Source organism: Pseudoalteromonas sp. CH_XMU1449-3, assembly GCF_037027245.1.
Taxonomy (GTDB): Bacteria; Pseudomonadota; Gammaproteobacteria; order Enterobacterales; family Alteromonadaceae; genus Pseudoalteromonas; species Pseudoalteromonas shioyasakiensis.
In genome coordinates this window covers 21877-44821 of record NZ_JAYMDY010000019.1, presented here as the reverse complement: position 1 = coordinate 44821, position 22945 = coordinate 21877, and the positions used below count along the sequence as shown (strand labels likewise).

The window sequence follows — 22945 nt, the reverse complement described above, 5'->3', positions numbered from 1 at the left end:
TAAATTTTGTTTAATTTTCGAACTTTATCAATAACATTAGCGTCTTTAAATTATACTTGTGCGAGTAAAGAGGCTAGAAAATCGCTTTTAAATGGTCAGTCCAGTTAATAATTGTTATTCTATGCCGCTTATTTTTGACCAGACTCGGTCTATTTAATATCTACTAATAACTTTGGTGAGTTGATGCGTATCATTAATCGTTGTTTAAATTTCATTTCTGCCGGTATGAACCGCTTGTTTGTAAAAAGTAAGGTGCTGCCAGAAAATCCGATTGAACAATACAACCTAAACCCAGCCAACCCTACTTTTTATATTGTTAGGCTAAATGCACGCTCTGATTTAGCGGCGCTGGCAAGGGTATGTAAAAAATACGGCTTACCTAACCCGACCGAAGAGCAGTTATTAGGTAATGCAGAACTTGATCGCTTTATCGGTATTCAAAACCCACCACCGCTATTTGGTAATAAAAGCAAACCAAGCAATGCCCTGCAGCAAGGCAAACAAATTATTGACCACCTGATGCAATCAGGTGAGAAAAACGTCCAAGTGATCCCGGTGACTATTTTATGGGGCCGAAACCCAGGCAAAGAAAAGCCAGGTTTAGGTACTTTGGTGTCTCATTCATTAACACCTAGCTGGTTTCGTAAATTCTTTGTGTTGCTATTTTCTGGGCGCGATAACTTTATTCGCTTTAGTCAGCCACTCGATTTATCTTTATTGGTCAATGAAAAAGCTGAGGTTGATGAGCTACCGCATAAACTATTACGTGTAGCCCGCGTGCACTTTCGTCGTCAAAAATTGGCAGCGACAGGCCCGAAAATGCCATCACGTGAGCAGCTATTTAATTCGCTACTTGCCTCACCAACAATAAAAAAAGCAATTCAAATAGAAGCGAAAGAAAAAAACATCAGCCAAGAGCAAGCTCGCCAAAATGCGCTGAAGCTACTTGATGAGATTGCCGCCAATTATAGCGATGCCACCATTCGTGTTGCAGACCGTATTTTAACTTGGCTGTGGAATAAGCTTTATAACGGGATTGATATTAAGTTTTCTGAGCAGGTGCATGAGCTTACAGATAAAGGCCACGAGATTATTTATATGCCATGTCACCGATCGCATATGGATTACTTATTGCTGACCTATTCTATTTACCATTTAGGCTTAGTTCCGCCACATATCGCTGCCGGTATCAACTTAAACTTCTTCCCGGCAGGGGGGATTTTCCGTCGCAGTGGTGCTTTCTTTATTCGCCGCTCATTCGCGGGCAATAAATTGTATTCGTCAGTATTTAAAGAGTACCTGAGCCAGTTATTTATCAAAGGCTATTCAGTAAAGTTTTACACTGAAGGTGGTCGTAGCCGTACTGGTCGCTTGTTACCGCCAAAAACAGGTATGCTCGCCATGACATTACAAGCCATGTTACGTGGCATAGACCGCCCTATTTCGATTGTGCCTGTATACATTGGTTATGAGCACGTAATGGAAATTAATACTTACTTAAAAGAGCTTGCCGGTAACGATAAAAAAGGTGAGTCGGTATTAGGTATCTTTAAGGCAATTAAAAACCTTAAAAACTATGGTCGTGGTTATTTAAACTTTGGCGACCCTATATCGATAAACCAATATCTCAATGATCAACAACCTGATTGGCGAGAGTCGATTCACCCAACTGATGTTCAGAAACCACAATGGCTTGGGCCACAAGTCGCTAACCTCGCTGATAAGGTAATGGTTAATATTAATAGCGCCGCTGCACTCAATGCAGTGAATCTACTTGCGATGATATTACTGGTAAATGATAAACACGCGTTAAGTAAACCTAAGCTGATTGCTCAGCTTGAGTTTTATTTACATTTACAGCGAAGCGCAAGCTACAGCGAAAAGGTGACCACACCAGACGAAAGCGCCGAGCAGCTGCTAGAGCATGCACTTAAACTTAATAAGTTTGATGTGATCAGTGATGAGTTTGGCGAAATTATCGCGATTAACGATAAAGAAAAAACACTATTCAACTACTACCGTAATAACGTGTTGCACTTATTTGCTGTACCTAGCTTATTGGCGCTGCATTTATTCAAAGCACATCAAACTACCATGGCTGATTGCCAAGCCTTGATTGCACGTTTTTACCCACTGTTTGCCAAAGAGTGGTTCTTGCATGAGTTAGATGAAAACTACATTACGCGTGTTCTCGCTAGTTTCGTTGATCAAGACCTGATTGAAATTGATGGCGATAATATCAAGATCACTAACAGCAACGATTGCTTAGCGAAACTCGAAATGCTCGGTCGCGCCCTAAGCTTAACACTGCAACGCTACGCTATCGTGGTTGGCTTTATTCAAACTAGCAGTGGTATTGAGCGTGAAGAACTTGAACATGAAAGCCAAGTGTTAGCAGAGCGCTTAGGCACCTTGCACGGCATTAAAACCCCAGAGTTCTTCGACAAAAAAGTACTTATTGGTTTTATTTCAAGCTTGCGAGAGCAAAAGCTAATTACCGAAACAGAGCAAGGCTTAACGGGTAGCAATGAGCTGTGCGAAGTGTATTTATATCTTAAAGCATTGCTGCCAGCACGGGTCTGGCAGTCAATTGACGATATAGTGCAAAGCCAAGCTCAGCACGTAAAAGATTAACGCTGACGCATAACCCCTTCTTGGATCGTTGAGGCAACCAAATTGCCTTGACGGTCAAAGAACTGACCTCGCACCAAACCACGACCAGAGCTCGCACTTGGGCTATCAATCGAATATAAAATCCAATCGTCTAGTCTAAACGGGCGGTGAAACCACATTGCATGGTCAATCGTTGCAACCTGCATATTCGGCTGCATAAACGATACCCCGTGCGGCTGTAATGCAGTTGGTAAAAATTCAAAGTCAGATGCGTACGCAAGTAAGTAATTATGAATACGCTGATCGTCAGGCATCTCGCCATTAGCTTTAAACCAAATATGCTTAACGGGCTCCATCACTTGTGGTTTGAATGGATTATGAAAAGTCACAGGGCGCATTTCAATTGGTACTTCTCGGATGAACTTATTTCGAATTGGTTCAGGAATAAGCTCTGCATTTGCTTGGTAAAATTCAAGCGATGACTTTAATTCTTCAGGCTGTGGTACATCAGGCATCTGCGCTTGATGTGATAAGCCCTCTTCTTCACCTTGGAAAGAAGCGGTCATGTAAAAAATCGGCTTACCATATTGAATTGCTTTTACACGGCGAGTACTAAAACTTTTACCATCACGGATATTCTCTACATCATAGACAATCGGCTTTGCAGCATCACCTGGGCGCAAAAAGTAAGAGTGTAAAGAGTGAACAATACGCCCTTGTGGTAATGTTTCTTTTGCGGCAGATAGAGCTTGGCCCATTACTTGGCCACCGAATACAGCTCTAAATCCTAAATCTTGGCTTTGCCCGCGATACAAGCCTTGCTCAATCTCTTCTAACGACATTAATGACAGTAGGTCATCTAATACTTGGCTCATTTATTTATCCTCAATCCCGACAAGCGTTTAATGATACTATAGACTAATTGGAAGTAAATCTTTGTAAGAGCACCTCATTATGGCTTATTGGCTTTTTAAAACCGAACCCGATGCATTTTCAATTGATGATCTAAAAAACGCACCTGAGCAAACCTCTATGTGGGATGGCGTGCGTAATTATCAAGCCCGCAACTTTCTTCGCGATGGTATCAAGCATGGTGACTTGGTAATGATTTATCATTCAAGTTGTAAGCAAGTGGGTGTTGCAGGTATCGCTACGGTGACTCGCGAAGCTTATGCCGACCCAACACAGTTTGATTTAAATAGCGATTACTACGATGCCAAAGCAACTGCTGATAACCCGCGCTGGTTTGTGGTCGATGTGCAATATCAAGCACACCTTAAAAAGCTTGTTAGCCTGCAAGCGATTAAAGCCAATGATGCAATCACCGAAATTGCCCTTAAAAAAGGCGGCCGATTATCAGTAATGCCTGTAACTGAACATGACTGGCAACAGATCATCGCAATGAGCGAGGGCTAAGCATATAAAGTAGCGGCCATTTTTAATGAGCTGCTATTTTTGCTATAATTTCGCCCCTTTATTTTAGAGGTACTAAGGGGGGATGTATGAAATTATTGTATTGGTTAGAGGAATGGACCAATCTCCCACGCGATGAGCAACAAAGCCGTGTTCCTATGACTGACGGTGATTTGCTCGGCGACGTTTATGTGAAATATCATATCATTGATGCCAATAAGCCCCTGCTAATTACCTTCTCTCCTGCTGGAACAAATTATCAAGAACATGATATTACTGATGATTTTTCGCCTTGGGCTTATAAGCTCGCGAAAAAGCAGGATGTGAATATTATCGCTTTTCAACATTTAGGCATTAGCAACTGGTTTAGGCACCGTAATCTGTTGTTTTTCATTGAGCAGCTAGCACCACTGATTGGCGGGTTCAAAGAGCGATTAGGTTATGGTTTGAGTCGAGGAGGCTTTGCCGTTGGTGCCTTTGCCAATCTATTAAAGCTTGATAAAGTCTTGCTCTTTCACCCTGTTAGCACAAAAAATAAAGAAAAAGCGCCATGGGATGACCGTTCAAGTACCGACATCGCGCAAAAATTTGATTGGAACGGTGACTACCACGATTTAGATTTAGGCCATGCAAAGGGTTATATTATTTACGACCCAACGAATCGCATCGACCGAGCTCATGCTAAACGTTACCCACAACTAACCCACTTACGCGTGTTTGGTATGGGCCATAGTGTTCATGCAACATATTTAAATAAGTTTGGCTTTTATAAAGATGTTGCTGTTGATTTTATTAGCCACCAGCAAGTTGATATAGCCCAATTCCGCCAGCAAACCAAAACGCTGCGCTTTAAAGAAGATTATTATCGTCGTCTAAATAAGGCAAACAAGAGTTCGCCACATCGTTTAGCCTTACTAAGCACCGCCCATACAATTTTAGCTGAAGAAAAAGCTGAGCATATGCAAGAGCAAAAAGATGCGATTGATGTGCAACCGCTGATTGATGTTGCAATCAAGCATCAAGATGAGCACCCAAACGATGCTATTAAGGTCTTAGAAGTAGCGCAGCAACTCTCACCCGATGATCCTGTGATAGATCATAAACTAAAACAGTTGAAGTGACACAGCAGCTGTCAATTTGAGGAGAGTTAACCCTTAGGTTTTACTTTACGGTGCTTTTTGACCCGCCCGTGTTTAGGGATGATTGTTAAGTACATTACCAAAGCTAACCACGAAAAGAAGATGATACCTATTAACCAAGCATTCTTTTCGTGGCCTTGAGTGCGTTTACTATTGAGCACAATGACCACAGGTAAAATGTAGGCACTGAGTACAATAATTAAAAACACAACTTCGTTCATAAATACCAATTCGCTTAATTAAAAGTATTATTGCGGATTGGTACTATACCAACGCAGACCAATCAACTTCGTCACTCAAAACACGCTCCGCAGCAATATAATGCAAAATATCTCCCTCACTTACTACATAATCAAGTGGCGGGTTTAAGTCCATATTTTTTGCACTCAAATTATGTGCGACACCCAGCAGTATAGCATCATGACTATATTTAAAGTGATGAAACAGCTTGCCAAATTCCATTGCTTGCACGCCTTTTGGAATAGGTAAACTAAATTGAGTATCCCCATGTAGTGTCGATAACAGCTCTTCCTGCACGCGGCTTGAACCTGGGTCTTGCATTGAACGCACTAAGATCTCGGCTGACTTAGCACTGCTACATTCTACATTGTGGCAATGCTCATGTAGCATTTCGATTTTAGTTTCATCAGTAAAGTGTGCACTAATGTGGCACTGTTCATTGACCAACTTGCTAATGCGCAGGGCTGTTGTAAACGTTTGGTCATCGTCTTGGCCATCAATAATAATTTTGTCGGCGCGATCAATGGCAATTCTTTTCAACTCATCTAAGTCAGTAAAGCTACTTAGACGAGCAAAATCAACCATAGGATTTGCTAAAAACGGATGTTCCATTTGTTCAGTAACCGCCAATAAAATACGACGATCTAAGCGTTTATGATCGGCCAATATATAGTCAACCATCTTTTTAGTACGTGTATCGTGCCAACCAAAGATAATAATGTGATTGTTTATATGTGCGAAGCTTTTATCACCCGTCATAGCGCGCCTAATTAAATAAGTTACTGTTTGCCCTGTCTTTCCTAACAGAACGCCAAATAATGCTAAACCAAAAGGTATTTGCAATAATGCGACAATCCAACGGCCAAGCTCGGTGCTTGCACTAAAATCGCCATAGCCAACTGTAGATGTAGTTACTACATAATAATAAAAATAAGTACTAAGTGGTGTGAGCGCTTGCTCTCCTGCAAGCATAAGCAGCCACCAAATAAGTAGCATATGCAAAAGCGTAGTAAATACCACAGCCTGCCAACTTACTTGATCAATGTGTCTGCGAATAAGTACCACTAAACGATTAAATATATGATGCATGATCCTTGCGATTTATAGTGGAGGAAATTATCGATACGGTACTGTAATGCTTGCATTTTGGCAACTGATGGAAAATTACTAATGCATGTCGATGAAAAATGATAGTAGACTATACTATCTCTGTATTAGGTGTTTAGGGTGAAATATGTCAGGTGTTCTTGCTTCCGTCGATAAGCGTACGCAACTGGTCGGTGAAAACCGCTTAGAGCTTTTACTATTTTACCTACACAGTCGCCACTTATTCGCTCTCAATGTGTTTAAAGTTAAAGAAGTGGTGAAGTTACCGCAAATTAGCAAAATTCCCCACGCCCACCCTAAAGTTTCTGGGGTTGTAAATATTCGTGGTGAATCAATTCCGGTGATTGATTTGCGCAGAGCGATAAACATGCCTGAAGCTAAACACATCGAAGATACAAACCTCGTTATCACCGAGTACAATCGTACCGTGCAAGGCTTTTTAATTGGGAAAGTTGATCAAATCATTAATATGACATGGTCAGATATCATGCCGCCGCCAACGGCAATTGGTAAAAATCACTATCTAACAGCCTTAACGAAAGTAAAACGCGATGGCCAAGAGCAGCTGGTTGAAATTATCGACGTAGAAAAGGTGCTCGCCGAAATCGTTGAGTACGAAGTCCAAATATCTGAAGACATTCTTGATAAAAGCATCGTGAACGAGTTTGCAGGCCGCAAAATTCTTCACGCCGATGATTCGCCAACTGCTCGTAAGCAAGTAAGCGATACCTTGTCGCAACTTGGCATCGAAATCATACCTGCTCGTAACGGACTTGAAGCACTCGAAATGCTAAAAGGCTGGGCTGATCAAGGTAAAGATGTAGAGAAAGAATTGCTCATGGTGATCACCGATGCTGAAATGCCAGCAATGGATGGCTACCGTTTAACACACGAAATTCGTAACGACAGCCGCATGAAGAACCTACATATTGTGCTTAATACCTCTTTGAGTGGTAGCTTTAACCAAGCTTTAGTTGAGAAGGTTGGCTGTAATGCGTTCTTATCAAAGTTCCAGCCAATACTATTAGTAGAAGAAGTTCAAGCCCGCTTAAAAGCCGTGCTAGAGCAAGATTCACAGTAAGCGCATTTAGCATCAGTTTTTAAAGGCATAAGCTAAAGCAACGACGTCGCAATTTGCCAATCATCGTTATTCATGATTTATTGGCATTATCGATTCGACGACAACAATAAAAACTATGCTAAATCGCGTTGCTAAACCATTCACTAAACTAGTAGAGCGTTATCTACCCGACCCGTTTGTATTTGTTATATTACTCACCTTGCTGAGCTTTATCGTTGCGAGCCTCTTTACGCCGTCAACGCCCACGCAAGTGCTCGCGGCTTGGGGTGGTGGATTTTGGAACCTATTACAATTTGCCATGCAAATGCTGCTAGTACTGCTAACAGGCTACATGCTAGCGAGTACCCCGGTGATGCGCAGTATACTCAACAAATTGGCAACTCTTGCCAACAGCCCTGCCAAAGCGATTATACTCGTTACGCTCGTGTCTTTATTGGCAAGCTGGCTAAATTGGGGCTTTGGTTTAGTGATTGGCGCTTTGTTCGCCAAAGCAATTGCGAAACATACCCGCGTTGATTACCGTTTATTAGTGGCCAGTGCCTATTCAGGCTTTATTGTTTGGCATGGCGGCCTAGCCGGTTCAGTGCCGCTGACAATCGCAACCGATGGCCACTTTGCAGAGCAAAGTATTGGGGTAATAGGCACCGAAAACACGATTTTTTCGGCATTTAATATCGCTATTGTTGTGGGCTTGTTTATTATCATGCCGCTGGTAAATCGCTATATGTTGCCAAGCGAAAAAGACAGTGTTTATGTTGACCCTGCAAAGCTTGAAGATAAATCAAAGCAAGCAGATACACCTACCCGCCCCGCCGAAGTAATTGAACATAGCCGTTTGCTAGGTATGGGTATAGGTGCCTTTGGTCTTGCCTATTTATTCTATTATTTTGTGCTAAACGGAGGCGGCTTAAACTTAAATAGCGTGATCGCTATTTTCTTATTTAGCGCAATTTTACTGCATCAAACGCCGCATAATTTACTTAGCAGCTTACAGCAAGCAATCCCTAGTGGCGCAGGTATTGTGATTCAATTTCCCTTTTATGCGGGGATCATGGCCATTATGGTAAAAACGGGACTTGCTCAACAAATCTCTGAAGGGTTTATTGCCATTGCAACAGCCGAAACGCTGCCTTTTTGGAGCTTTTTAAGCGCAGGGTTTGTGAATATATTTGTGCCGTCAGGCGGCGGACAATGGGCAGTGCAAGCGCCGATTGTCATTCCTGCAGCACAAACACTTGGCGCGGATATGCCACGGGTTGCTATGGCTGTCGCATGGGGCGATGCTTGGACTAACCTTATTCAGCCGTTCTGGGCACTCCCCGTACTTGCTATTGCCGGCTTAAAAGCAAAAGACATCATGGGCTTTTGCCTTGTGCAGCTGATTATCACTGGCGTGTTTATATCGTTAATGCTGAGTTTTTACCCTTAAAAGCTTTATAAACATCACCTATTAGAGAGGGGCAAAAGCTCATAGCGAGAGTCCCTCTTCAAAACGGTTTGTTTACCAAAGGTAACCAAAACTCTCATTCGGTCTTAAATCACCGCTGAATCAGTACTTCATTCTACCAAAACAACAGTCTATCACTTAAAGTTAGAATCACTGCTCTCGCTTCTTTTATCTCTTTTTAATACAAAACAAACGATCTTAGAAACAACGAAGTACACTAAAATGAACGCAGATATATCGATAAAATAATCTACCAAGCTACTACTTTTTGAAATAGAAAAATCAAAAGTAAAAAAAAGCAACTCTGGTTATGATGTAAGTGATAAAGAAAATTAATAAAAATTTTTTCATAAACAGAACTTTCAATAGCTAATAGTAGAGCAAACTCATCTAATCATTTCAGCATAAAAATAAGCGCGTAATAAAAGCTACTCACTTAAGCATGTGATAATTACTAACCAGGTTACTATTCTTTAAATGATATTTAGATAAGGAGAACATTACTCCTTATCTAAAAAATAACTCAATCATCAGTTTCTGTTGGTACAGGCAAGTGTGGCATGCCAAACCCAGGCCTATCTTTCCTTTCAAAATCTCCTTCATTAACTGTTGTATTCGATAGCACTCCACCAATAACCAGTTCAATTTCAATTGTGGTTAATTCACGCATAATATACTCTCCATGTATTCGCATTTTTTGCCGGATTGTTAATAGGTTAGGCCGTTTTCCTACAAAATTTAACGTGCCTAGCCTTTGCTTTAGTAGCTTTTAAAATACAAGCTACTAAAATCACATTCGATTACGCAGTTTCATTTTGAGCTACTGTACTTGTTAAAGCTCCACCTTGTAACTCAAACACTTTATCCGCCATATTGATAGTCTCTTGCCTGTGAGCAATCATTATTCGCGTCATCTCTAGGTGCTTAATTTGCTCACTGATTTTTGCTTCGTTCTCTTGATCTAAATGACTCGTTGCTTCATCCAAAAATAAGACGCAGGGAGATTGGTACAGCGCTCTGGCAAGTAATAACCGTTGAAGTTGTCCGCCGGATAAATTAGAACCCATATCGCCCACTAATGAGTTATAACCCATAGTCATTTTAGTAATATCACTATGAATTGCTGCATGGCGAGCGCACTGTTCTATTTTTAAGTAATTAGGTTGTGGGTCAAAGAAGCTAATATTATCGGCGATTGAGCCAGCTAATAGCGTGTCATCTTGCATTACTGCGGCTATTTGTTTGCGGTAATTTTTAAGGCCTAGTTGGGTAATATCCATGCCATCAAGTAACACTTTGCCTGATGTGGGTTGTAATAAACCCAACATGATTTTCATTAACGTCGTTTTACCTGCTCCAGATGGGCCAGTAATAGCAATAGACTCGCCTGAATTTAGCGTTAAATTTATATCTTTTAAAATAGGTGCTTGATCATCGCTATAACTAAAACTGATATTTTCAAGGCTAAGCTTACCTTTCACTTTATTGTCGCTACTCCCTCTGTAGGTCAAGTCACCATCGCGATTCGCTTCTTGCTTAGTAAGCGCAATATCAGCGATACGGTCAAGGTGTAAGCGCATCATTTTAAATTGAATAATTTGCTCGATGAAATTTGCAAAGCGACTTGTTAGCTGATTTTTATAGGCTATAAATGCCAACACCATACCGACAGATAAGCTATTACTCATAACCAAAAGTGCAGCAAGGTAAATAACCACTACATTCTCAAGACCAAACAGTAGTTTATTAAAAGACTCAAAACTAATATTTAATCGCCCTAAACGTATTTCACTATTTATTACCTCAGCATAACGGTTTTGCCAAATACCTTGGCGCTGCGCTTCATTACCAAACAATTTAATTGTTTGCATACCACGAATGTTTTCTAAAAAGTTTGATTGCTCTTTAGCGGAGTTTTGAATCATTTCTTCTGTGGCTTGATGCAGTGGTCGATACAGCACTAAGCGTACAAGCGTATAAAGGGTAATTGCGCCTACAACAACAGCTGTCAACTTAAGTGAATAAATCAACATCATAATCAATACGGTGATAGCCATAACGCCATCAACAAATGTTTCTACAAACCCTGTGGTAATACGCTCACGTATTTGTGCTAGTGAGCCAAAACGGGAAACAATATCGCCAATGTGGCGGGATTCAAAGTAGTTCATAGGAAGGCGCAGTAAATGACGTAATAGATTAACCCCCATTTGCATGTTTAGCAGACTCGAAAGCCTTAAAATCAACCAGCTCCGCACTGCATTAGTAATAACTGAAATGATCGCAATTAATGCAAAGCCTAGCGCAAGAACCGTGAGCAAAGACTCATCAAAGCTCACCAATACTTCATCCACGACCCACTGCATATAATAGGGTGTCATCAGAGCAAATAGCTGTAAAACCAGCGACAGCGCAATTAATTTAATTAAGCCAGTTTTTAGACCAGTAACAGCACTCCAAAGCTGACTAAACCTCATTCGTGCCTGTTCTTGTTTAGCTTCAAACTTACTGGTTGGCGTGAGCTCCAAACAAATACCGGTAAAGTGCTTACTAAATTCCTCGCTATTTAGATTCCGCTTCCCAAGGGCTGGATCATTAATCGCTAATTTAGCTGATTTCCCCTTCCCAGAAACTTTAGTCAAAACTACAAAGTGATTCATATCCCAATGCAATATACAAGGAGTCTGAAGTTTATGTACCTCTTCAAATGGACACTGTAACGCACGACTCGCTAATCCTAAGCTATCCCCCAGCTCAATTAGCTGCTGTAAATTCATCCCCTTTAGGTTAGCCGAAAAGCGCTTTCTCATTGCAGGCATATCAAGCTTGTGACCGTGATAGCATGCCACCATGGCCATAGAGGCGAGACCACATTCAGCTATTTCGGATTGGATAATTACAGGTACTCTTTTTGAGAGAGAAAATGTTATAAATCCATTTACAGAGTTCATAGTAACCTCAGTCAAAATACTGTTTATTAATCAAGCTCATTTTTTGAGAAGATAACCTCTGAGTCTAACCCCTGCACAACTCGCATTACTATCCCAGACACACCTAAAGTACAAATAACAATCCAAAAATCAATTAATTCCAAACTTCCATTAAGATTTATTCTTAACATAATAAAATTCCCTCCCATGAAAAAAACTAATGAGATAAAAACATATAATGCCCATTTTTTATTTTTGTATATCCCCGTTAGAATAGCTAAAGAAAAACCGAGAACTACAGTAAAGAAAGCTAATTCACCGTAAGAAATTACAGCATCACGAAGCAATAAATTAACGTCTCTTATAATTACATATGTAGACCCCAAAACTATTAGAAAACACATTGCAAAAATTGATACTATTGCAGACAATTTCATTTTCAAAAAAGAAGGGAATTACTTCCCTTCTATCCCTTTCGTTTTATTTCTCAGAAGCATTATGGTAAATGGCTGCTATACCGCCCACTATTGCACCAAAGCCAGCCCCAATTCCAAGAGCAGTAGCTAAACCACCAGCAGTGATAGACGAGCTAGCATATAAGCCAGCAATGATCACTGGTAAGGGACCACCATTTACTTCTTGTATTTCATTATTGGTTAATTCTCTCATTTTTATTTTCCTTACTTTCTAAGCGCATTATAGGTTCCTATACCACTTATAATTGCAGCAAAACACGCTACTTCCCCGTATACCGCTATAGCAACAAATAGAGGTAATGGTCCCCCACTAACTTCTTTAATTTCATTTACATTTAATTCGCGCATATCTATGCTCCAAATTTGTATAGCTGATTATTTATATCTATACTCAGCAAATGTTGATTATTTATTTTGCAATATAAAAATATAGGCAAAATAGGTTGTTAATAGGCTAGCTTTAGCTGCTCACTAAAGTTAACTAAAGCTGGCCGCTTTTTTAGTAATTTGCATTTAGCAAACCACCAAAACTTTCAAATTTAATTGACTTAACTCACACGCCCTTTGAGACTGTACAGTGGCTCTAGTAACCACTCAATTAATGTGCGCTGCTCTAACATTATGTCTGCCTCAAACAACATGCCGCTTTTTAACTCAAAGGCCTTTCCATACGCAGACATTTGCTGCTGACTTAAGGTAGCCCTAAGTCGATATACAGGCTCTTGCAATGTAACAGGTAACCTCACTTCGTTTGGTGTAATAAGTGCCTTATCAATACGGCTAATTGTGCTATTGATAAAACCAAAGCGTTGATATGGAAAGGCATCAAAACGTAATCGAGTTTCGTTGCCTATTTCTATAAACCCTGCGGAGCGCGTTGGTAATAGTAATTCAGCAACTAACTCAGAACCCTCAGGTATAATATGCAGTAAAAGCTTTGCTTGGCTTAGCACCTCTCCTTCGACTACTTGGATGCCTGTAACAACACCATTATTGCTAGCCGTAATTGTGTAGCTATAGTTGCTTTTTAACTGCGATAGTTGGTTTTGTGTATCTGAAATTTCTCGTTTTAAGTTACTGATGCGAAGTGCATATTGTTGTGGAACGTTAGCAAGATTAAAGCGTAATTGACTCAGTTGATTATTTTGCTGCATCAGTATTCGAGCTAAGTTTTGCTTTTCTTGCTTAACATCGAGTAAAGCTTGTTGTTGCTGCTCACGCTCTATATTCGATAAAAAGCCACTCTTATTAAGCTGGTTGAAATTAGCTTGTTGACTTTGCAATAGGTCAAGCTTTTCATCTGCGAGTGTTAATTGACTTTGTAGTGCAAGCTTTTCTTCATTTAAAAGCGTTTGCTGTGCTTCAAGGTTTAGTATTTCTTGTTTTTGCAACACTTTCGTTTGCATAACCTCATGATTCAAAAGTTTAATTTGCTCTGTTAATTGTTCAACTAACTGTGAACTGAGATCTAAACCTTGACTATCATTTTGCTGAACAACAATTGAAGCAAGTGCTTGTCCTTTAATGACAGAGTCACCTTCTTTTACATGAAGTTTTTCAATTGTTCCGCCTTGATTAGCAAAACTTTGAATGACGCCTTTACTAGGCATGAGAAAACCACGTACAGTTTCTTTGCGGGAATATTCTGCTGTAAAAAGAAATACTATAACCGCAACTGCAACAGAGCTTAGGGTTACAACAGTTAATTTAATCGATAATGGTTGCGCTAAAGTGATTACGCCAGTTAAACGTTCACTTTGCTGTGCAATCGCTTCCTTTCTAAACAAGCTCATAACAAAATCCTTTTGCTATATCTCTTGAATTTAAAATTAGCGGGACATTCTAATTTTTGTAAATCAGAATTTTCCTAAAAATAAAACAAAGCACAAATTAAAGGTTTAATTACTAAAATAAAGTGGAAAATTAATTAAAATACATTAATTAATTTTAAGCACCAAGCTGAATATAACTTAGTGCTTAAATATTAATTAACTTGCTAAAATCTTCATTGGTAAGCTGAGAATTGGGCTTTCTGAGTCAGCAAAGTGCATCATCACTGCAACGTGACCTGCAACAACCAGTGCGTACATTACCGCTGAAAAACCTTGCCCGTAAGTATCAAGAGGGATGAGGTGTGAGTAGTGACGTCCGCGCCACTCAAAGATAATCTCAAGAGCCCCTACAAATAAGAAAAACACCAGCAGCATCAAGCCGAAGTTATAGCTTAACCACAAGCCAAATAACACACCTAATAAACACACACTAAGGCCTATCCATGAACGCATCGAAAAACTAATGCTTTTAAGTACATGGCCGCCATCTAAGGGCAAAATAGGTAACAAGTTAAATAGGTTTAACAGTGCACTGAGTACCGCCACCCCGGCGAATATTTCCATTTCAGTGGCGTAGTAAAGCACCACTCCTAGCACTGAGGTAATTAAGCCAAAAGCGGGCCCCATGAGTGAGATCACCACGTCTTGCCATCTGGTGGTAATCTTATCATCAGAAACAGCCAAACCACCCACAAATGGGATGAGGTAAATACCCTTAGTTTTAATGCCAAAATATTTCATAGCGCGCACATGACCATATTCATGCACCACCAAGCAAGCAATTAGCATCAAGGCAAATTCAATAGAAAACAACCACGCATAGCCTGCCACCGAAGCACCCGCTAAAGCTGCTTTCACAACTTTTGCACTTTTGAATAATTTAAAGCCCAGTGCCAACAAACCAATAATGCCGCGTTTTGGTTCAGCTTCTTGTAACTCAGGTAAAGCAAGTTGGCTCACCTGCTGCTGGTTAACAAAGATTGCTAAGCTTTTTTCGTGCACTTTACTAGTATCAAGACCAATACGCTGCCCCTGAAAATCAAACTCATAAAGATCTGACTCTGGACTATCAAAGGCAATTGCTTGCTGTTGATGAAAAAGCTGAATTAACTGTGAGCCGTTTAAATGCAAAATAAAGGTTTCGTCTGCGAGGCTCAGCTGAAGTCTGACCATAGTTCTTATAAATACGAATAAAAAGTGCGGCTATTATACTGAGGCCTTACAAAATTACGAATTTCCTTTAGGTACAAGGAGGTATATTTTTCGCACCACAAAACAAGCAAAAAACATGACGAAATACCGTTTATCTACTACTTTTAACTATAGCGTTCTTGTTCATGGAGTGAATATGGTGAAGTCAAATAGACACATTCTCGTAGTGGATGACTCAAAAGCCATCCTGATTGTTATGCATGCCATTTTGAATGAGCTTGAGGTTCCGCACATCACAACCTGCCTAAGTGCAGAAGAAGCTTTAGAAAAAATTAAAAAAGCACCTCGATTCTTTGATGCCATTTTTACCGATCTCAATATGCCAGATATGGATGGTATGGAGCTTATTCGCCACTTAGGAGCTATGAAGTATCAAGGTGCAATTGCCATTATTTCTGAGATGGATCCTAAAGTTATAGACCTTGCCGCAGACCTTGCTCGTAAGCATAACGCTCACTTAATTGGTAACGTCACTAAACCCGTGCAACTTAATCAAGTGTATTTACTACTGCAAAAGCTTGAGCACTTTGCCATTCATGTTGAGCGCACAAAAACCCCTATTTCTGAGTCACTGCTACTACATGCCATCAGTCATAATGAGATTATTCCGTTTTATCAACCTAAGATAAATCGCCACGATAATCGGGTTGAAAGTATTGAGGTGCTTGCCCGTATCAACACAAGCCAAGCAGATGAAATTATCTTACCAGAGCGCTTCATTTGTATCGCTGAAGACCTGGATTTAATAAACCTTATTACTTTTCAATTATTTGAAAAAGCCACTAACGATTTTTCAGAAATCAAAGAGCAGTTTGATCCTAATTTAAAACTGGCGTTTAACTTATCCCCTTCGCAGCTCGAGGACTTAAGCTGCCCTGATAAACTGGCTTTAATACTGCACCTTAACAACCTAACCCCCAGTGAAGTTATTTTAGAAATTACCGAACAGTATGCTCTACGCAGCACTGCACAACTCGAAACACTCAACCGTTTACGAATGCGCGGTTTTGGTATTTCACTTGATGACTTTGGCACTGGCTTTACTAATGTTCAGCAGCTAAAAACGTTGCCGTTTACCGAAATTAAGATCGATCGCACCTTAATTAGCAATATTGAAACCGATCAGTTTTCCCAAGTGATTGTTAGTAGCTTGGTGAATATAGCGATACAAGAAGATCTCGCTATTGTGGCCGAGGGCATTGAACGAGTTGAAGAACTTGAATACCTCGACCGCTACAAAGAGTTTATTTTAATGCAGGGCTTTTTGCTGTGCCGCCCGAAAGCCAAAGAAGACTTTTTAAATTGGTCACTTTCATGGCGGCAAATGGTAAAAACTGCAGCAGGACATCGCCGCTAAGGTTTACGCTTATCGTCACTGACGATGGTATTACTCGATGCTAAACGTTGTCGCCAACGCTGTTTGGCGACTTTTTGCATATTGGCTGATTGATCATGTTCATCAACAATTTCAAGTCCCATTAATGCTTCAATTAAATCTTCAAGAGTGACAATACCTTGCACATCACCGTATTCATCCACGACTAAACAAATATGTGTGCGCTCAGACAGTAAGGTTTCGAGCAAGGTTGGCACATGCAAGGTTTCTGGTACGGTGTAAATAGGCTTAACGAGCTTGCTAATTTTATAGTCTTCACCTAAACGATGATATGCCAGCATAATGTCATTTTTATGTGCAAAACCAATAATATCATCACCATTTTTGTCATAAACCAATACCCGAGAGAACGAAGAAGAACCATGCTCCGCCAAGTATTGGTTTACGGTTAAGTCTTTATGCACTTTAAAAAGTACCGTACGTGGTGTCATTAAGGTATCGAGTTTGGCATGGCGAAAGTGCAGCAGGCTACGAATGATTTCAGATTCATCTTGCCCAAGCGCTCCAGACTCAGTACCAATATCAGCCATGGCTTCAATTTCTTGGCGAATATAATAGGCTTCATCATAATTACGCCCTAAAAAGCGCGTTAGAATATCAGCAAACCATACGAAAGGTTTTAGAATAAACACCAACCAAATTAGGCTCACACTAACAATGGGTGTTAACCCTCGCCAATAATTAGCCCCTAATGTTTTAGGGATAATTTCAGAAAGCACTAGTACCAATAGCGTCATAATTGCAGAGGCAACGCCAACCGCAGCATCTGAAAACACCACTGCAGCTTGTGCGCCAACGCCAGCGGCACCTGCTGTGTGCGCTATGGTATTTAACGTAAGTATTGCAGCTAAAGGTTGGTCTATATTGTCTTTAAGCTTACCAACACGTTTTGCCAATTGTGGTTGTTGCTTTCTGAGCATGGCAACATAACTTGGTGTAATACTTAACAGTACCGCCTCCATCACTGAGCACAAAAACGAAACCGCAATGGCAACAAACATATAAACAAGTAACAATGTCACTGTAAGCCCTCTTAAAAAGTTAACCTGCTCACCATAGCAATTGAAAACCACAAGCTCAAACCCGACTGCAATCTAACGCAGAGCACTTTTTGGGTAATTTGCAGCGTGCTATATTGGTTTAAATTACCTTCAACAGGCGAAACTATGACACTTTCAACTACTTGGCTAAGCCAATCAGCCAAGCTAAAAACAACATTCAGTGCATTAGCGTTATGTGCGTTAAGTAATACAGCGATGGCCGCTGCCATTGATAAATCAGCGGTGCAATTTATTGGTCCTCTTAGCGCAGATATGCAACTTAAGCCATATCAAACGGATCATCGTGATGCCATTATTGCTAACCTATTACCTAGCTTGCAAAAAAGCACCGATAGCATACGCGTTTTTGGTAATGAGCTTGACTGGCAATCATTCGACAAAGTGAGTGCGCTAACACTTGGTGGTTTACAGGCACTCAAATTTACCGCCTCAACTGAACGTTTTAGCCAAGGCTCATTAACACTTAAAGGCATTGAAAACGCACAGCTATTTATTGATGGTGAAAAGCAAACAGAAAAAAATAAAAGCTATGAGCTAGCTTTAAGCCAAGGCGATCATCAGTTTGTTATCATCACTGAGCAAGTAGCCAACTGGAATGAGGTTGAGCTTGATTTTACGGCTAAGTCAGAACTAGATACTGTGCAATTTAGCGCTAAACAACAACACGGTTTGTCTGCTAAGCAATTATTTGATGCGCCAACAGTCAGTTATATTTCAATGGCACCAAATGGTGATTACTTCATTACTAGCCAACGTCATTACGAAGATGCAACCGCTAATCAAGCGCAATATGTTACTGAACTTAAAGACGAAAAAAACAATACACTTTATCGCTTTGAGTCAGCCCAACCAAGTAACATTACTTGGAGCCCAGATAGCAAAAGTTTAGTGTATTTATTAAATGGCGAGCTTAAGCGTTTAAACCTAAAAACCATGCAACTTAGCGTCATTGCTAAAAACCTCTCTGGTGCGAATAGCTTTCAGTTTTTTGATAACAACAGCTTAATTTTTAGTTGGTCAAAGTCTCCAACAGACAATGGCAAGCTCACTAAGCATTACCAAGGCCTGCAAGACCGTTGGTCTTATGCTCGCACTACATCGCAAGTATATTTACTCGATATACCAACAGGTCTTAGCAAAATCTTAAGCCAAGGCCCACTTAGCCATTCACTTGAAGATTTTGACGCTAAAAGCGGTCGCGTCTTAATGAGCCGCTCAGCACAAGCAATGCAGCTATCACCACAGCCAGCAACAGAACTTGTTGAGCTAAACCTAGCTACATCGGCTCTTACGGTACTTGGTCAATACAATACATTTAATCAGGCTAAATATACTGACGACGGAATTTATGTCACTGCCGGACCAGATTTTAATAATGGCTTAGGTCGTAACCTTCCTGAGGGGATGCTTGCTAATAACTATGATGGTCAACTTTATTTACTCAGCCGTGACGGTAAAAAAGTAACCCCTTTAAGTAAAGAGTTTAACCCGGCTATCGGCCAGTTAAACGTGCTTAAAAACGGTGATGCACTGATTAAAGTTACCGAGCAAGATACTGTACAACTTTATCAATTCGACTTAAGCAAAAAGCGTTTTAATAAAGTGAATACGGGCTTTGATGTTGTTGAGCAAGTTAGCTATTCACACGAACGCACCCCGCGCATTTTGGTTACCGGCACCACAGCGTCAACACCTCAGCAGTTAAAACAACTAAGCTTAGGTAAGAGCCGCGCTAAAGTAATGTGGGACTCTAAGCCAATTGGCTATGAAAATACGCATGTAGCCTCATTGGAAGAGTTTAACTTTACTAATAAAGATGGCATTGAAATTAAGGGTCGCGTTTATTTACCGCATGATTTAGATAGCAATAAACAATATCCTGCGCTGGTTTATTATTATGGCGGTACATCGCCAGTAACTCGTGGTTTTACCGGTCGCTACCCATTTAACCTATGGGCTGAGCATGGCTATGTTGTTTACGTTTTACAACCTACTGGCGCAACCGGCTTTGGCCAAGAGTTCTCGGCTAAACACGTCAACGCATGGGGTGAATACACCGCCAACGATATCATCGACGGCACAAAAGCCTTTTTAGATAAATATAGCTTTGTAGATAGTAAGCGTGTAGGTAATTTAGGGGCCTCTTACGGTGGCTTTATGACCATGCTACTCGCAACTAAAACAGATATGTTCAGTGCATCGATTGCCCATGCAGGGATTTCAAATATCACCTCGTACTGGGGCCAAGGTTGGTGGGGTTACTTATACTCAGCTGAGGCATCTAAAAATAGCTACCCGTGGAACAATCCTACACTTTATAGCCAACACAGCCCGGTGTTTCATGCTGACAAAGTAACAACGCCGTTATTACTCCTTCATGGTGATTCGGATACCAACGTACCGGTTGGTGAAAGCCACAATATGTACACCGCATTAAAGTTATTAGGTAAAGATGTTGACCTGATTGAGTACAAAGGTGCAGATCACCAAATTTTTGCTCGTGATAAACGCTTCGACTGGTGGAATACCATGTTGGCTTATTTCGATAAAAACTTAAAAGATCAGCCACAATGGTGGCAATACCTTTATCCTGAAAAGTAGTTTAATCACTTGGCTGAGTACTGTGCGAGTGCTCAGCTTTCACCCTTTTCAACTATAGCTAAGCCATTAAATTGTAAGAAATAGTTACAAACCTCGCCAATACACTTCTCAGCCTTTGCCATACAGTGCTAACATAACAACAAATCAAGTGTGAAATTAAAGCGAATGACTATTCAAGTTTTATTGGTTGAAGACGACGAACTACTCGTTAAACGCATTCTAAATCATTTTAAAGAAACTGAGTTTAATATTGAGGTAGATTCAACGGGGGCCGATGCATTAAGCATTGTGCAATCGCGTGCTTCAACTAAAGAAGCAGTTTCTCTAGCCGTTATCGACATTGTGTTACCAAAACGCGATGGGCTTTTGCTTGCCAAAGAACTTAATGCACTGACTGATATTGGCGTTATTGTGCTGTCTAGTCGTGACTCGCAAGCTGACCGTATTGCTGGTCTTGCACAAGGTGCCGATGACTATATTTGCAAGCCGGTTGACTTACTTGAACTTGAACTTCGAATGCGCGCTCTTTTTAAGCGCATAAAAGGCTCTCAGCAAGATGATGAGAGTGAAGAGTTTATTGAATATGCTGACTTTAAACTGCACCCAGATAACCGCACATTAGTGACCCCTAATGGTGAAGAGTCTCGTCTTACCGAAGCAGAGCACAAGGTACTTATTTGCCTTATTGCAAATGCGGGTAAAGCGACATCGCGTGAAAAAATTTCCGAAGAAATAGGTCAACCAGACTGGAGCCCAAGCGATCGAACCGTTGATGTGCTTATTGGCCGCTTACGTAAAAAATTAAGCGATGAAAAAGACCAAAAACGTATCGTTACCGTTCGCGGCAAAGGCTACATGCTGTCTATTTAGCAAGCTTACTAATACTGCGTTAATTGGCTAATTAACCGTTCAAAGGCGCGATAATTCAACGCCTCTTTTAATTCATTTAAGGTAATTGCTGGCTGTGCTTTCAAGTCGCTAATTGTGCGTGCAACTTTAATAACACGATGATACGAGCGTGGTGACAAAGCCAGTTTTTCGCTGGCTTTTGCTAAAAACTGCAGCTCAGCAGCTGCCAACTCACAATGAATGCTCATTTCTTTATTATTCAAGCGCGCATTCACTTTGCCTTGCCGGTTAAGTTGAATTGCATAAGCTCTTTCGACTCTAGCTCTTACTTGTTCACTGCTTTCTTCTACTTGCGTGCTCTGTAATTGGCTACTGGTGAGTCTCGGCAGCTCAATTTGTAAATCAATCCTATCGATAAATGGTCCAGATACTCGAGATAAATACCGCAATACTTGATCAGGCGTTGCACGCTTATCTGTATGGCTTCCTGTGGGGCTAGGGTTTAATGCGGCGATCAGCTGGAATTGCGATGGAAATTCCATTTGTCGTGCCGCTCGCGATATAGTCACCACGCCCGTTTCCATTGGTTCACGCAGTGAATCGAGCACTTTTCTCTCAAATTCGGGCAACTCGTCTAAAAACAAGACGCCATTATGAGCAAGAGAAATTTCCCCCGGTTTAGGATTCGAAGAGCCACCAACAAGAGCCACAGCAGAGCAAGTATGATGTGGATTTCTGAAGGGTCGCTCACGCCAATTCGATAAATCAACCGATTGACCAATTATCGAATATAACGCGGCAGTGCTAATTGCTTCATCATCCGACATGGTTGGCATAATCGTAGGCATACGTTGGGCAAGCATTGACTTGCCAGTACCTGGAGGGCCAAGAAACAGTAAATTATGGCCACCAGCGGCTGCTATTTCGAGTACTCGTTTGGCACCAGGTTGGCCTTTCACATCATTTAAATCGAGTAGCGAGTCACGCTGCGACTGCTGCTCAGGATAGCTAATATTAAGTGGCAGAGGTTGCTGATTTAATAAGTCATTCCAAACATCTTGTAAGGAGTAAACGGCTTTTCGAGAAACGCCCGACACAAGACTTGCGAGATTGTCGTTTTCAGCGGGTAAGAAACAACAGCGACCCTGCTCTTTCGCTCCTAACACCGAAGGCAAGATAGCATTAACCCCTCTTACCTCACCATTTAAAGCCAACTCTCCGTAAAACTCATAACGATGAATATCAGGGCAGTTTATTTGCCCAGAGGCAACTAAAATCCCCACAGCAATAGCCAGATCAAAACGACCACCTTCTTTAGGTAAATCTGCAGGCGCAAGGTTGACGGTTATTCGTTGATCTGGAAAACCAAACTGAGAGTTTTCGAGTGCGCTACGCACTCTATCTTTTGACTCTTTGACTGACGCTTCAGGTAAGCCAACGATATGAAAAGCGGGCAAGCCATTTCCTAAGTGTACTTCAACAATCACTTCAGGAGCTTGCACACCCACTTGTGCACGAGAAAATATTCTAGCTAAAGACACGATCCAT

Annotated in this window: 20 protein-coding genes; 8 read left to right on the top strand and 12 right to left on the bottom strand. The window is 40.9% G+C overall.

The window, feature by feature from the left end; genetic code table 11:
• Positions 1 to 183: 183 nt before the first annotated feature.
• Positions 184 to 2634: a glycerol-3-phosphate 1-O-acyltransferase PlsB gene (gene plsB / locus WA256_RS18105; protein ID WP_062564692.1), complete on the top strand. Its 2451-nt coding sequence runs from the start codon at positions 184 to 186 to the stop codon at positions 2632 to 2634.
• Here plsB and tesB read toward each other — a convergent pair.
• Entirely contained in the window at positions 2631 to 3488 is an 858-nt protein-coding gene (gene tesB / locus WA256_RS18100) for an acyl-CoA thioesterase II (RefSeq protein ID WP_054552365.1), read from the bottom strand. The genes plsB and tesB overlap by 4 nt on opposite strands.
• A gap of 79 nt (positions 3489 to 3567) precedes the next feature.
• Between tesB and WA256_RS18095 the strand changes: the two genes are divergently transcribed.
• Both WA256_RS18095 and WA256_RS18090 read left to right on the top strand, forming a co-directional pair.
• Positions 3568 to 4029: an EVE domain-containing protein gene (locus WA256_RS18095; protein WP_130167780.1), complete on the top strand. Its 462-nt coding sequence runs from the start codon at positions 3568 to 3570 to the stop codon at positions 4027 to 4029.
• 86 nt (positions 4030 to 4115) lie between these two features.
• Positions 4116 to 5147, top strand: coding sequence for a cytosolic protein (locus WA256_RS18090; RefSeq protein ID WP_130167779.1), 1032 nt, complete (start codon positions 4116 to 4118; stop codon positions 5145 to 5147).
• Positions 5148 to 5173: 26 nt separating this feature from the next.
• On the opposite strand, the gene WA256_RS18085 is transcribed toward WA256_RS18090, so the two are convergent.
• On the bottom strand, positions 5174 to 5386 hold the full coding sequence (locus tag WA256_RS18085) for a hypothetical protein (protein ID WP_054563926.1): 213 nt from the start codon (positions 5384 to 5386) through the stop codon (positions 5174 to 5176).
• Between the two features lie 43 nt (positions 5387 to 5429).
• Complete coding sequence (locus WA256_RS18080; protein WP_335992782.1) at positions 5430 to 6494, bottom strand: ion channel; 1065 nt, start codon at positions 6492 to 6494, stop codon at positions 5430 to 5432.
• A 145-nt stretch (positions 6495 to 6639) separates the two neighbouring features.
• On the opposite strand from WA256_RS18080, the gene WA256_RS18075 reads away from it, so the two are divergent.
• Positions 6640 to 7593, top strand: coding sequence for a chemotaxis protein CheV (locus WA256_RS18075; RefSeq protein WP_062564690.1), 954 nt, complete (start codon positions 6640 to 6642; stop codon positions 7591 to 7593).
• 115 nt (positions 7594 to 7708) lie between these two features.
• Positions 7709 to 9022, top strand: coding sequence for a short-chain fatty acid transporter (locus WA256_RS18070; protein WP_335992781.1), 1314 nt, complete (start codon positions 7709 to 7711; stop codon positions 9020 to 9022).
• A 541-nt stretch (positions 9023 to 9563) separates the two neighbouring features.
• On the opposite strand, the gene WA256_RS18065 is transcribed toward WA256_RS18070, so the two are convergent.
• From WA256_RS18065 to WA256_RS18035, 7 genes are all read right to left on the bottom strand, one after another.
• Complete coding sequence (locus WA256_RS18065) at positions 9564 to 9710, bottom strand: hypothetical protein (protein WP_161805755.1); 147 nt, start codon at positions 9708 to 9710, stop codon at positions 9564 to 9566.
• Positions 9711 to 9840: 130 nt separating this feature from the next.
• A complete protein-coding gene (locus tag WA256_RS18060; protein ID WP_335992780.1) occupies positions 9841 to 11991 on the bottom strand; it encodes a peptidase domain-containing ABC transporter in 2151 nt (716 codons plus the stop codon).
• Positions 11992 to 12017: 26 nt separating this feature from the next.
• Positions 12018 to 12401 (bottom strand): hypothetical protein, encoded by a 384-nt coding sequence (locus WA256_RS18055; RefSeq protein ID WP_152968931.1) that lies wholly within the window; start codon positions 12399 to 12401, stop codon positions 12018 to 12020.
• Between the two features lie 49 nt (positions 12402 to 12450).
• Positions 12451 to 12639, bottom strand: coding sequence for a hypothetical protein (locus tag WA256_RS18050; RefSeq protein ID WP_152968932.1), 189 nt, complete (start codon positions 12637 to 12639; stop codon positions 12451 to 12453).
• A gap of 11 nt (positions 12640 to 12650) precedes the next feature.
• On the bottom strand, positions 12651 to 12794 hold the full coding sequence (locus WA256_RS18045) for a class IIb bacteriocin, lactobin A/cerein 7B family (protein ID WP_082422993.1): 144 nt from the start codon (positions 12792 to 12794) through the stop codon (positions 12651 to 12653).
• A 200-nt stretch (positions 12795 to 12994) separates the two neighbouring features.
• Entirely contained in the window at positions 12995 to 14239 is a 1245-nt protein-coding gene (locus WA256_RS18040; protein WP_335992779.1) for an HlyD family efflux transporter periplasmic adaptor subunit, read from the bottom strand.
• 195 nt (positions 14240 to 14434) lie between these two features.
• The gene (locus tag WA256_RS18035) at positions 14435 to 15451 is read right to left on the bottom strand and encodes a metalloprotease (protein ID WP_335992778.1); all 1017 of its coding nucleotides are present in this window, start codon (positions 15449 to 15451) and stop codon (positions 14435 to 14437) included.
• A gap of 175 nt (positions 15452 to 15626) precedes the next feature.
• Between WA256_RS18035 and WA256_RS18030 the strand changes: the two genes are divergently transcribed.
• On the top strand, positions 15627 to 16847 hold the full coding sequence (locus WA256_RS18030) for an EAL domain-containing response regulator (protein ID WP_063528821.1): 1221 nt from the start codon (positions 15627 to 15629) through the stop codon (positions 16845 to 16847).
• Here WA256_RS18030 and WA256_RS18025 read toward each other — a convergent pair.
• The gene (locus tag WA256_RS18025) at positions 16844 to 17908 is read right to left on the bottom strand and encodes a hemolysin family protein (RefSeq protein ID WP_332393091.1); all 1065 of its coding nucleotides are present in this window, start codon (positions 17906 to 17908) and stop codon (positions 16844 to 16846) included. The two genes, WA256_RS18030 and WA256_RS18025, sit on opposite strands and share 4 nt — an antisense overlap.
• 144 nt (positions 17909 to 18052) lie before the next feature.
• Between WA256_RS18025 and WA256_RS18020 the strand changes: the two genes are divergently transcribed.
• Both WA256_RS18020 and WA256_RS18015 read left to right on the top strand, forming a co-directional pair.
• Complete coding sequence (locus WA256_RS18020) at positions 18053 to 20548, top strand: alpha/beta hydrolase family protein (protein WP_335992777.1); 2496 nt, start codon at positions 18053 to 18055, stop codon at positions 20546 to 20548.
• A 165-nt stretch (positions 20549 to 20713) separates the two neighbouring features.
• Positions 20714 to 21418, top strand: coding sequence for a response regulator transcription factor (locus WA256_RS18015; RefSeq protein WP_062564684.1), 705 nt, complete (start codon positions 20714 to 20716; stop codon positions 21416 to 21418).
• Positions 21419 to 21426: 8 nt separating this feature from the next.
• Here the strand turns inward: WA256_RS18015 and WA256_RS18010 are convergent, their stop codons facing one another.
• A complete protein-coding gene (locus tag WA256_RS18010; protein ID WP_335992776.1) occupies positions 21427 to 22938 on the bottom strand; it encodes a YifB family Mg chelatase-like AAA ATPase in 1512 nt (503 codons plus the stop codon).
• Positions 22939 to 22945 lie beyond the last annotated feature (7 nt).